Source organism: Tomitella biformata AHU 1821 (assembly GCF_000524475.1).
Classification (GTDB): domain Bacteria; phylum Actinomycetota; class Actinomycetes; order Mycobacteriales; family Mycobacteriaceae; genus Tomitella; species Tomitella biformata.
This window is the reverse complement of the sequence record NZ_BAVQ01000070.1, coordinates 263916-275630: the sequence shown is the minus strand read 5'-3', so window position 1 is coordinate 275630 and position 11715 is coordinate 263916. Positions and strand designations below refer to the sequence as shown.

Genomic DNA, 11715 nt, shown 5'->3' with positions numbered 1-11715 from the left:
TGACATGGAAACATCCTTCCAGCAGGACCTATGATCCCGCTATCTCGATGTCCACCAACCCTGGGGAACCTCAGTGCGCACCGAAGGACTGGGCGATGTGCGCGGCATCGTCGTCGGGGTGATCAAGCTCAGCGTGGCCATCGAGCTGACCGTCGCTGTGCTCCTCGCGGCCCGCTTCGCCTTCGGCTACGGCGAGCCGCCGGCGCGGGCGCTGTGGCTCGGTGTGTTCCACGCGGTCTCCGCCTTCAACAACGCCGGCTTCGCGCTCTACACCGACAACATCATCGGATTCGCCGACGACCCCTGGATCTGTGTGCCGCTGATGGCCGCGGTCATCCTCGGCGGCATCGGCTTCCCCGTGCTCTTCGAGGTGGGCCGTCGACTACGCGGTGCCACCCACCGGTGGAGCCTGCACACCAAGCTGACGGTCTCCACCACCGCCGTGCTGCTGATAGTCGGGCCAGCCCTGGTGGTCTTGCTGGAGTGGACCCACACCCTGCAGGGCTATGGCTGGGCGTCGAAGCTGCTGGTAGGCACATTCCAGGGCGTGATGCCCCGCACCGCCGGATTCAACAGCATCGACTACGCGGACGCGGACGGCGCGACCCTCCTGGTGACAGACCTGTTGATGTTCATCGGCGGCGGCAGCGGCGGCACCTCGGGCGGTATCAAAGTCACCACGTTCGCGGTGCTGCTGTTCGTCATCATCGCCGAGGTCCGCGGCGAGCGGTCCGTGATCGCCTTCCACCGCCGGATCGACCCGCGCGTGCAGCGGCAGGCCCTCGCGGTGGCGCTGATCGGCGTGGCGCTCGTTGCCCTCCCGACCCTGGCCCTGCTCGCCGGCACCCAGTTCGACCTAAGTGCCCTGCTCTTCGAGGTGACGTCCGCATTCGCGACGGTGGGGCTGTCCACTGGAATCACCGCGCAGCTGCCCGGTTGGGGCCAGCTGATCTTGATCCCACTGATGTACCTGGGGCGGGTCGGCTCCATCACCCTCGTCAGCGCACTCGCCGGCCGCGACCGTGGCCGGCGCTACGAACTGCCCGTGGAAAGGCCACACATTGGCTAAGAAGATCGGGGCCAAGAAACCGTCCGCCGAGATCGTGGTGGTGCTGGGGCTCGGCAGATTCGGCAAGTCCCTCGCGCTCGAGCTGATGGCTCAGGGCACCGAGGTCCTCGGCATCGACGCGGATGAGGCGGTGGTGCAGAAGATCGCGAACCGGCTCACGCATGCCGCGATCGCCGACACCACCGACGAGGAGTCGCTCCGGCAGCTGTCCGTGCACGATTTCGACCGGGCGGTGGTGGGCATTGGCTCCGACCTGGAGGCCAGCCTGCTCACCGCGTCCGCGCTGATCTCAATGGGCGTCACCAACGTGTGGGCCAAGGCGATCAGCAACGCGCACGCGAAGATCCTGTCCCAGATCGGCGTGCATCATGTGGTGCGGCCCGAGCACGACATGGGCAAGCGGGTGGCCCACCTGGTACGCGGACGCATGCTCGACTACATCGAGTTCGACGACGGTTACGCGATGGTCAAGACCACACCGCCCGCATTCTTGCTGGGCAAGCGCCTCGGCGAGACCACCACCCGCACGGAGCATCGGGTGACGGTGGTGGCGATCAAGCAGCCCGGCAGCGGATTCACCTACGCCACGGCAGACACCGTGATCGCGCCGGGCGACACGATTATCGTCTCCGGGCAGATCCGGGACGCGGAGCGGTTCAGCGAGCTGACCTGAGACGTCACTCCGCCGACGTGCGGCGACGCAGCCTGCGGGCCGCGGCCACGAGGTTGCGCAGCGACGGTTCGAGCTGCGAGTAGTGCCGTGTCTTGAGGCCGCCGTCCGGGTTTGCCCACAGCCGCTCCGGCTCGATGGACTGGGCGGCGCGGGTGAGGCGCGCGTCGAGCTCGTCGATGTCCGGCACATACGCGGACTTCGTCTCGTACACGCCCGGCCCGACGCCGCGGGTCAGGCCCGAGTCCTCGAGCGCGTCGAGGACCCAGTCGATGGTGCGGGTCAAGATGATGTACGTGACGTCGCAGTCCAGGTGCTCGATGGCCTCGACCACCGAGCGCACGCGGGAGAGCCCGATGTGCGTGTGGATCTGCGTGTCGATCGCCGCGCCGCCGGTGGCCAGGCGGAACGCCCCGACCGCCCACTCGAGGTACTCCTCGCGGCCCACGTCCTGACGGGGCAGCAGGGTGCGGATCGCGGGCTCGTCGACCTGGATGATCTTGATGCCCGCGGCCTCGAGGTCTGCGACCTCGTCCCGCACGGCGAGCGCCAGCTGCTGGGCGGTCTGCTCCACTGGCTGGTCATCGCGCACATAGGACAGCGCCATCATGGTCACGGGGCCGGTGAGGATGCCCTTGACCGGCTTGTCCGTCAGCGACTGCGCGTAGGCGATCCAGTCCACCGACATGGGCCCCGGCCGCGAGACGTCGCCGTACAGCACGGGCGGCCGCACGCTGCGCGAGCCGTAGACCTGCACCCAGCCGTTGCGGGTCACCGCGTAGCCGTCGAGCTGCTCGGCGAAGAACTGCACCATGTCGTTGCGCTCGACCTCACCGTGCACCAGCACGTCCAGGCCGATGTCCTCCTGCAGGCGGATGACGCGCTCGATCTCCTCATGCACGCGGGCGGTGTACTCGTCCTGCGTCATGCGCCCCTGGCCCAGGTCGTAGCGGGCCTGGCGGATCTCCGTCGTCTGCGGGAACGAGCCCAGCGTGGTGACTGGGACGGGCGGCAGCGGCACGGACTTCTGCTGCGCGACGCGGCGCTCGGCAAAGGCCGGTCGCTGCAGGTCAGCGGGCGTGACGGCCGCGACGCGGGCGCGGACGGCCGCGTTGGGCGTGGCCGCCGGGGCCATGACGACGCTGGCCCACTTCTCCGGCGCGCCGTTCCTCAGGGCCCGCGCCAGGGCGACGGACTCGCCGACCTTCTGCTTGGCGAACGCCAGGTGCCCGGCGACCTCGTCGTCCAGGTCGTACTCGCTGAGCACGTCATAGGGCACGTGCATCAGCGAGCAGGAGGTGGAGACCACGATGTCCGGCATCGCGGCGTAGAGCTCCTGCAGGTACTCGAGCGTCTTGACCTTGTCGATGCGCCAGACGTTCTTGCCGTCGATGACGCCGGCGTAGAGGCGCTTGCGCTTCATGCCGGGGATCGCGATGAGCTCGGCGGCAGATTTGCGCGCGTTGACCAGGTCTAGGGCGATGGCCTCGACCTTCGTGGCGGCCAGCAGCGGCAGCGCCGAGCCGAAGTCGCCGTACGGGCCGGTGACGAGCAGTCGCGGACGCAGCGGGGCCTCGGACAGCTCGCGGTAGGCGCGGCTGAAAGCCTCGAGCTCGCGCTCGCTGCGCTCCAGGGTGAACCACGGCTCGTCGAGCTGCACGCAGGTGACGCCGGCGCGGGCGAGCTGCTCGAAGAGCTTCTCGTACGCGACGAGCAGCGGCTCGAGCAGATCCAGCTGGTGGAAGCCCTCGTCCGCGTCGGCGCTGAGCTTGCTGAGCAGCAGCAACGAGAGCGGGCCGAGGACAACGGGCCGCAGCTCCACGTTGTGGGCCTTGGACCGGCGGACCTCGTCGAGCAGCACCTCGGCGTTCAGCTCGAACGCGGTGTTCTGGTCCAGCTCGGGGGCGCGGTAGTAGTAGTTGGAGCTGATGAACTTCGCGAGCTCCAGCGGCGGGTGGCCGGGGACGCCGCGGGCCATGGCGAAGTAGAAGTCGAGGGGGTCCAGCTCGCCCTGAAGATCACGGAAGCGACCCGGGACGGCGCCGAACATGAGCGCGTTGTCCAGGATGTGGTCATAGAACGAGAAGGTGTTGCCCGGAACCTGGCCAAGCCCGGTCGCGGCCAACTCTAGCCACGTCTGCTCTTGGATCTCCTTGCCCACGGCGCGGAGCTCGTCGCGGGTGGAGCTGCCGTGCCAGTAGGCCTCAAGCGCGCGCTTGAGCTCGCGCCGCGGGCCGATCCTCGGGTAGCCGAGGACGCTGGAGCCGATTCCTGCCGGAACTGCGGTACTCATTGCGATGTCGACCTTTCCTTTAGCAGGCACAAGGCGATCGGGTGCTTCCCATCGGTGCCCCAGCTCACGTTAACCGGATGCGCGGAGGGGTGTGACCACTGTGGCCACACCCCTCCGCGTTCACGCTTGTCATACTGGCCTACTTGGCCGTGCCATTTTCGGCGTACTGGTAGAAGCCGTGGCCGGACTTTTTTCCGACCCGGCCGGCCTCGACCATGCGCAGCAACAGCGGCGGCGCGGAGTAGAGCGGCTCCTTGAACTCCTCGTACATCTTGTCCGCGATTGCCTTGACGGTGTCCAGGCCCACCAGGTCGGTCAGCTTGAGCGGACCCATCGGGTGGTTGCAGCCCAGCACCATGGCGCGGTCGATGTCCTCGACCGTGGCGAAACCGGACTCGACCATGCGCACTGCCGAGAGCAGGTACGGCACCAGCAGAGCGTTGACCACGAAGCCGGAACGGTCCGCGGACCGCACAACTTCCTTGCCCAGGATCTCGCGAGCGAAGGCATCCGCACGCTGAGCGACCTCGGGACTGGTCATCAGGGTGGTCACCAGCTCAACCAGGGGCAGCACCGGCACCGGGTTGAAGAAGTGCATGCCGACGACTCGCTCGGCGTGCTTGGTGGCCATTCCCAGCTTCATGATCGGGATGGAGGAGGTGTTCGACGCGAGGACCGCCTTGGGATCCGTGACCACCTGGTCGAGTTCGCGGAAGATCTCAGTCTTCACGGCCTCGTCCTCGATAACTGCCTCCACGACGAGCTGACGATCGGCAAAATCGCCGAGGTCGGAGGTGAAGCGCAGCCGCCAGGCGGCCTGCTCCCGCTCACGCTCGGTGATCTTGCCGCTGCTGACACCACGGTCCAACGAGCGCAGGATGCGCGCCCGTCCGGCTGCGGCCAACTCGCGAGTCGACTCCCACACGAGCACGTCGACGTGTGCGCGTGCGCAAACTTCGGCGATGCCGGCGCCCATTTGCCCGGCGCCGATAATGCCGACTCTCTGGATCTTCTCGCTAGTCACGTCAACTCCTCAGTCATCAGTGGATTGGCTATCGAACCGTTGCCCCAGTTGGGAAATTACGCGTGGAACTGGCCCTCTTCGGTGGAACCCTTGAGCGCCGTGGTGGAGCTCTCGGGGTCGACCGTGGTGGCGATGCGGTCGAAGTAGCCGGCGCCAACCTCACGCTGGTGCTTGATGGCGGTGAAGCCACGCTCCTCGGCTGCCTTGAACTCACGGTTCTGCAGGTCGACGAAGGCGGTCATGCCGTTGCGGGCGTAGCCGTGCGCCAAGTCGAACATGCCGTAGTTCAGGGCGTGGAAGCCGGCGAGGGTGATGAACTGGAACTTGAAGCCCATCGCGCCGAGCTCCTTCTGGAACTTCGCGATGGTCGCGTCGTCCAGGTGCGCCGACCAGTTGAAGGACGGGGAGCAGTTGTAGGCCAGGAGCTGGTCCGGGAAGTCCGCCTTGACGGCCTCCGCGAACTTGCGGGCGAGGGCCAGGTCCGGGGTGCCGGTCTCCATCCAGATGAGGTCGGAGTACGGCGCGTAGGCCTTGGCGCGGGCGATGCACGGCTCGATGCCGTTCTTGACGCCGTAGAAGCCCTCGGCCGTGCGGGTGCCGTCCAGGAACTCGCGGTCACGCTCGTCGACGTCGGAGGTGATCAGCGTGGCTGCCTCGGCGTCGGTGCGGGCAATGATGACCGACGGCGTGTTGGCGACATCCGATGCCAGACGCGCGGAGGTCAGGGTGCGGATGTGCTGCTGCGTGGGGATCAGCACCTTGCCACCGAGGTGGCCGCACTTCTTCTCCGACGCGAGCTGGTCCTCCCAGTGCACGCCAGCGGCGCCGGCCACGATCATGGCCTTCTGCAGCTCGTAGGCGTTGAGCGCGCCACCGAAGCCGGCCTCGGCGTCGGCGACGATGGGGGCGATCCAGTTCTCGATCGAGGTGTCACCCTCGACGCGGGAGATCTCGTCGGCGCGGAGCAGCGCGTTGTTGATGCGGCGCACGACGGTCGGGACCGAGTTGGCCGGGTAGAGGCTCTGGTCCGGGTAGGTGTGGCCCGAGAGGTTCGCGTCGCCGGCGACCTGCCAGCCGGACAGGTAGATCGCCTTGAGGCCCGCGCGGACCTGCTGGACGGCCTGGTTGCCCGTCAGCGCGCCGAGGGAGTTGACGTAGTCCGTGTTGTTGACCAGATCCCACAGGATCTCCGAGCCACGACGAGCAAGCGTGTGCTCCTCGATGACCGTGCCCTGAAGCTCCTCAACCTGCGCTGCGGTGTAGTCCCGAACGAGACCGTTCCAGCGGGGGTTCTCATCCCAGTCCTTCTGGATCTCAGCTGCGGTACGTGCTTTTCCGACGTTCGACATCGAAGCTCCTGCCATTGTGTTTGTTTCCGTGCCCGTTTCAGACACCGGATTCAGTGCTGCTCTCCGCTTGCGGGGAGCGTGGGCTTCACAACCCCTCACCGCCATCGGCCTGTTACTCCTCAGACCATGCCACACAGTAAACATGCAGGTCTACCCCTTGCATGTGCCAATCTTCGCCATGATTTCCAATGCATTAGCTAAGTTTGCAAACTTCCCACGCCGTATTTCTTCGCTTCCACACACCAGACCTACCCGTCAGTAACATCAATTCCCCCGATGGCCTGCGGGTTATCGGCGGGACCGCCTCGGCGGGAGGGGGCGCCAGGCGTTTCTCACATCCGCGGCGACCCCACCCCACACAGTCCCATCTACCAGGCATTTGTGACGCTTTTCACTCTCGAGCGCCGAGGCTCGCGCAAGTCCCGCCAATGTCCGCGTAGCCCCTCCAGCCTTCCCCGGTTGCCGTATTGTGATCTGAATCACTACCTCTACGATGCATGCTCGCAAGGAGTCGTCATGGCCAGCCATTCGGCAATCGCACGGACCGCACTACCGCTGGCGTTCTCGGGGGCGGTCCTCGTGGGGCTGCTGAGCGGCTGCTCATCCTCCTCCGGCGACAGCAATCGAGAGAATGGCGCTGGCACCGGGGTGGGCGGCGACATCACCTGCGGAGAGTTCATCGCGCAAGACTCCGCCGCGCGCACGGAGACCATGAAGGTGTTCTTGCAGCAGCAGGGCCACCAGAACCCGAACGACGCAGAGATCACCGCCATCAACCTGACGATGCAGACCTATTGCAACGTGACGGGCAGCAAGGACACAAAACTCCGATTGTCCGGAGAGTAGGAGCCAGTCCCTCGGTTCCAGCCACTTGCCAAGCCTGCGAACACCGCATTGCCAACAGCCTGCACCCCTCGTAGCCTGGAGAAATGTCGAAGACATTCGTGGGCTCCCGGTTGCGCCAACTCCGCTCCGAGCGGGGGCTTTCCCAGGTGGCGCTGGCCCAGCAACTCGAGATCTCGCCAAGCTATCTGAACCAGATCGAGCACGATGTGCGCCCGCTGACCGTTCCGGTGCTGCTGCGCATCACCGAGGTCTTCGGCGTCGACGCCACCTTCTTCTCCCCGCAGGACAGCACCAGGTTGATCGCCGAGATGCGGGAGGTGCTGATGGACGAGACCGTGGAGTCCTCCCCCGACGCCACCGAGATCGCCCAACTCGTCAACGCGCACCCCACCGTGGCCCGGGCGATCGTCAACCTGCACCAGCGGTACCGCAGCTCGACGGACCAACTCGGCGCGCTAACCGAGGGCCGCAGCGGCAGCATCAACTCCACCGGCATCATCTCCATGCCCCACGAGGAGGTGCGGGACTACTTCTACCAGCGGCAGAACTACCTGCATGAGCTGGATACCGCCGCGGAGGAGATGACGCAGCGCCTGCGCATGCACCGCGGCGACGTGCTGCGGGAGATCGCGCAGCGGCTGGCGAACCAGCACGGCGTGAAGGTGGTCAAGCGCATCGACCTCGGCGAGAACGTGCTGCACCGCTACGACCCGGAGACTCGGACCATGGAGTTCGCGGCGCAACTGCTGCCCGGCCAGCGCGCCTTCCGGATGGCCGCGGAGCTCGGGCACCTGGAGTACGGGGACCTGATCAACAAGATGGCCGACGAGGGCGGGTTCACCACCCCCGAGGCCCGCTCGCTCGGCGTGATGGGCCTGGCGAACTATTTCGCCGCGGCGACCGTGCTGCCCTACCGGCAGTTCCACGACGCCGCCGAGGAGTTCCGGTACGACATCGAGCGGCTCTCGACGTTCTTCTCGATCAGCTATGAGACGGTGTGCCACCGCCTCTCGACCATGCAGCGCCCGGCCCTGCGCGGGGTCCCATACTCCTTCGTCCGCGTCGACCGGGCCGGCAACATGTCCAAGCGCCAGTCCGCGACGGGCTTCCACTTCAACTCCAGCGGCGGCACGTGTCCGCTGTGGAATGTGTACGAGACCTTCACCGAGCCGGGGAAGATCGTCCGGCAGATCGCGCAGATGCCCGACGGCCGCGCGTATCTGTGGGTCGCCCGCACAGTCAGCCGACGCTCCGCACGCTACGGGCAGCCGGCGAAGACCTTCGCGATCGGCCTGGGCTGCGAGCTCCGCCACGCCAACCGGGTCGTCTACGGCGACGGGCTGGACCTCACCGGTTCCGCGGCCACCCCGATCGGGTCCGGCTGCCGCGTGTGCGATCGCGACAACTGCCCGCAGCGCGCCTTCCCCCAATTGGGCCGCGCGCTCGACATCAACGAGCACCGGAGCACCGTCTCCCCCTACACCGTCCAATAAGCACACTGAGTCCTGGCTCACAATATGATCAGGATCGTGCCGGAGCGCACACTATCCGGCCCGCCCGCGCCCTGCTAGCGTCAACTTACTGCAAAGTAGGTAATCCAATGTCAGGAGCACCACTGATGGCTCGATCCCTAGACAGCGCATTCGCGGGCCGCCGAGTGCTGATCACCGGCGCCGCCCGCGGCATCGGCGCCGCACTGGCCCTACGGCTCGCTGAGCGCGGCGCGCGCGTCGCCGTGATCGGGCTGGAGCCAGAGCTGCTCGCCCAGGTCGCCCTCAAGGCCGGCAACGCCCCGTGGCGGGAATGCAATGTGGCCGACAACGCCCAGGTGGAGAAGGCCGTCGCCGAGGTCGTCGAGGAGCTCGGCGGATTGGACATCGTGATCGCCAACGCCGGCATCGCGGCGCAACTGCCGCTGCTGGGCGGGGACCCGAGGATCATGGAGCGCACCGTCGCCGTGAATCTGCTCGGCTCGTACTACACGATGCGCGCCGCCGGGCCGCACATCGCGCACCCCGGCGGCTACGCGCTGGTCGTCTCATCCGCCGCCGCCGTGGTGCAGCTGCCGATGATGGGCGCGTACTCCGCGTCCAAGGCCGGCGTCGAGGCCCTGGGCAACACCTTGCGCAGCGAGCTGCGCGCGACCGGCGCGCGGGTCGGCGTCGCATACTTCGCCGAGCTGGACACGGACATGACCTCCCGCGGCTTCAGCACGGAGGCGGCCGAGTCCATGAACGCGGCCGGCTCCTTCACCGGCGTCTCCAAGCTCGGCCCCGCCATCAACCGCATCGAGCGCGGCCTGGCCCGTCGGTCCCGCCGCATCGTCGCGCCGTACTGGGTCGCCGGCCTGCTGCCCATCCGCATGATCGCGCAGCCGATCCTCGACTGGCGCTCGCAGCGTGGCCTCCCGGAGGCGCTGCGCATCGCCCGCGAAGAGCGGGTCGAGCTCACCACGCCCCAGCCCGAGTGACAGGACAACCATGACCTCCCCCCGTATCGAGCCTGGCGGCTTCCGCGAGCTCGGCATCCTCAACTGGTCCTTCAGCCGGGTCGCCTCCCTCGTCATCGGGGTGCCCGACGCGCACATATTCAGCACCCTCGGCCGCGCGCGGGGCCTCTTCCGGGGCTGGCTGCACTACTCCGCGATGATGATGCCGTTCGGCCGGATCTCCCGGCACGAGACCGAGCTGGTCATCCTGCGCGTGGCCCACCTGCGCGAATGCCAGTACGAGCTGGACCACCACCAGCGCCTCGGCGCGCGGGCCGGGGTCACCTCGGAGATCGCGCAGCGTGTGTTCGACGGGCCCGACGCCGACGGTTGGCAGCCCAATGAGCAGGCCCTGCTGGCCGCCGTCGACCAACTGGTGCAGACCAAGGACATCGACGACGACATGTGGCGCACCGTCGGCGCCTATTACGACCGCCGCCAGCTCATCGAGCTCGTGCTCCTGATCGGCCAATACGACTCCCTTGCAACGACGTTGGGCGTGCTGCGAGTGCAGCGAGACTTCCAGTGAGCAGCGCGGGGCCAGTGGTGGGCCCGTATGCGGGCGGCCCGCCGGCTGCGGCGCTCCTCGTCGAGGTCCCGTCGCTGGAAAAGTTCGGCACGGACGAGGTGCTGCGAGCGTTGTTCGTCGGGCTCGTCCTCACCGCACACGTTGTGTGGGGCGTCCTGGCGTGGCCGGTCCGGCGGATCGGTGGCCGGCGCATCGACGGCCATAAGCTGACACTGGCCGACGCCGCGTCGATCGCCGTGGTCAACGCGTTCATCGTCCTCGGCCCCACCTTCGTCAAGCTCGGCCAACTCATGGCGTCCTCCTCCGGCGTGTTCCCCAAGCCCCTCGCGGACGCGTGCCTGCGCTGCCTCGACGAGGTGCCGCCGTTCCCTGCGGCCGAGGCGCGGGCCCTGATCGAAGCCGACCTCGGGGCGCCCGTGTCTGCACTGTTCCGGGAGTTCGATGACACGCCGCTCTCCGCGGCCTCCGTCGCCCAGGTGCACGCGTGCACACTGCCGGACGGCCGCCGCGCCATCATCAAGGTCCAGCGCCCCGGCATCCGCCGCCGCATGCGCACCGACCTGAGCACCGCCTACCTGGGCGCGCGCATCCTGGAGCGGGCCTTCGAGTTCTTCCGCATCGCCAACGCCACGGCCATCATCCGCGACCTCAACCAGGCCACCGCCTGCGAGCTCAACAGCGCCCTCGAGGCAAACCGCCAGATGCTGCTCCGCGAGAACATGTGGGCGTTCGGCGACAACGCCCTCGTCACGGCGCCCGAGGTGTACTGGGACTACTGCGGGCCCCGCGTGATCTGCATGGAGCGGCTGTCCGGGGTGCCCCTTGACCAGTTCGACAAGCTCGCCGACGCCGGCCACGACACCACGCTCCTGATCCGCAGCGGAGTCAAGGCCTGGCTGGAGTCGATCACCATGCACGGCCCGTTCCACGGTGATGTGCACGCCGGCAACCTGTGGGTGCTCGACGAGGGGCGCATCGCGCTGCTCGATTTCGGCATCGTCGGCGAGCTCCCCGAGGTGTGGCGCCAGATCCTGCGCGACATGTTCTACGCCACCGCGATCGACGGCAACTTCGCCACTGTCGCCCAGGGCATCCGCGGCCTCGGCTTCGCCACCGGCGCCGAGGCCACCGACGCCGAGGTGGGCGCGCAGCTCCAGCTGGTGCTGGCCCCGGTGTTGGCCGGCGACCTCGCCAAGCTCAAGCTGAGCGAGCTCATCATGTCGCTGATCGAGGTTGGCCGCATGTGGGGTATCGCGAGCCCGGAGGAGCTGGTGCTGTTCGGCAAGCAGCTGGGCTATTTCGAGCGCTATGCCACGGTGCTGGCCCCGGACTGGGTCATCGGCACCGACCTCTACCTGTTCCGCAATATCTTCCCGGAGGCGGTTGAGCGCAGGGCCGCCGAGCTGGGCGTCACGCTGCCGGCCTAGGTCCCAACGCAATCCGCGAG

The 11715-nt window shown here is 67.5% G+C and carries 9 protein-coding genes and 1 pseudogene; 7 read left to right on the top strand and 3 right to left on the bottom strand.

Features of this window, described 5'->3' with window-relative positions; all coding sequences use genetic code 11:
* Positions 1–73: 73 nt before the first annotated feature.
* A pseudogene (locus TBIF_RS16555) lies at positions 74–1069 on the top strand (TrkH family potassium uptake protein); the annotation flags it as partial.
* A gap of 34 nt (positions 1070–1103) precedes the next feature.
* The gene (locus TBIF_RS16550) at positions 1104–1742 is read left to right on the top strand and encodes a potassium channel family protein (protein WP_024795876.1); all 639 of its coding nucleotides are present in this window, start codon (positions 1104–1106) and stop codon (positions 1740–1742) included.
* A 4-nt stretch (positions 1743–1746) separates the two neighbouring features.
* Here TBIF_RS16550 and metE read toward each other — a convergent pair whose 3' ends face one another.
* The 3 genes from metE to aceA all read right to left on the bottom strand — a co-directional run bounded on the left by metE (position 1747) and on the right by aceA (position 6405).
* Complete coding sequence (gene metE / locus TBIF_RS16545) at positions 1747–4032, bottom strand: 5-methyltetrahydropteroyltriglutamate--homocysteine S-methyltransferase (RefSeq protein WP_024795875.1); 2286 nt, start codon at positions 4030–4032, stop codon at positions 1747–1749.
* A gap of 139 nt (positions 4033–4171) precedes the next feature.
* The gene (locus TBIF_RS16540; protein WP_024795874.1) at positions 4172–5056 is read right to left on the bottom strand and encodes a 3-hydroxybutyryl-CoA dehydrogenase; all 885 of its coding nucleotides are present in this window, start codon (positions 5054–5056) and stop codon (positions 4172–4174) included.
* Positions 5057–5112: 56 nt separating this feature from the next.
* Positions 5113–6405, bottom strand: coding sequence for an isocitrate lyase (aceA, locus tag TBIF_RS16535; protein ID WP_024795873.1), 1293 nt, complete (start codon positions 6403–6405; stop codon positions 5113–5115).
* Between the two features lie 516 nt (positions 6406–6921).
* Between aceA and TBIF_RS16530 the strand changes: the two genes are divergently transcribed.
* The 5 genes from TBIF_RS16530 (at position 6922) to TBIF_RS16510 (ending at position 11695) form a co-directional block, all read left to right on the top strand.
* A complete protein-coding gene (locus TBIF_RS16530) occupies positions 6922–7251 on the top strand; it encodes a hypothetical protein (protein ID WP_024795872.1) in 330 nt (109 codons plus the stop codon).
* A gap of 83 nt (positions 7252–7334) precedes the next feature.
* Positions 7335–8744 (top strand): acetate metabolism transcriptional regulator RamB, encoded by a 1410-nt coding sequence (ramB, locus tag TBIF_RS16525; protein ID WP_024795871.1) that lies wholly within the window; start codon positions 7335–7337, stop codon positions 8742–8744.
* A gap of 125 nt (positions 8745–8869) precedes the next feature.
* Entirely contained in the window at positions 8870–9721 is an 852-nt protein-coding gene (locus tag TBIF_RS16520) for an SDR family NAD(P)-dependent oxidoreductase (protein ID WP_024795870.1), read from the top strand.
* A 10-nt stretch (positions 9722–9731) separates the two neighbouring features.
* Positions 9732–10268, top strand: coding sequence for a carboxymuconolactone decarboxylase family protein (locus TBIF_RS16515; protein WP_024795869.1), 537 nt, complete (start codon positions 9732–9734; stop codon positions 10266–10268).
* A 14-nt stretch (positions 10269–10282) separates the two neighbouring features.
* Complete coding sequence (locus TBIF_RS16510) at positions 10283–11695, top strand: ABC1 kinase family protein (RefSeq protein WP_372435126.1); 1413 nt, start codon at positions 10283–10285, stop codon at positions 11693–11695.
* Positions 11696–11715: the final 20 nt, after the last annotated feature.

Bases quoted from the DNA above. Each gene is read 5' to 3' on its own strand.
- metE (WP_024795875.1), bottom strand. From the start codon at position 4,032: ATGAGTACCGCAGTTCCGGCAGGAATCGGCTCCAGCGTCCTCGGCTAC.
- aceA (WP_024795873.1), bottom strand. From the start codon at position 6,405: ATGTCGAACGTCGGAAAAGCACGTACCGCAGCTGAGATCCAGAAGGAC.
- TBIF_RS16530 (WP_024795872.1), top strand. From the start codon at position 6,922: ATGGCCAGCCATTCGGCAATCGCACGGACCGCACTACCGCTGGCGTTC.
- ramB (WP_024795871.1), top strand. From the start codon at position 7,335: ATGTCGAAGACATTCGTGGGCTCCCGGTTGCGCCAACTCCGCTCCGAG.
- TBIF_RS16520 (WP_024795870.1), top strand. From the start codon at position 8,870: ATGGCTCGATCCCTAGACAGCGCATTCGCGGGCCGCCGAGTGCTGATC.
- TBIF_RS16515 (WP_024795869.1), top strand. From the start codon at position 9,732: ATGACCTCCCCCCGTATCGAGCCTGGCGGCTTCCGCGAGCTCGGCATC.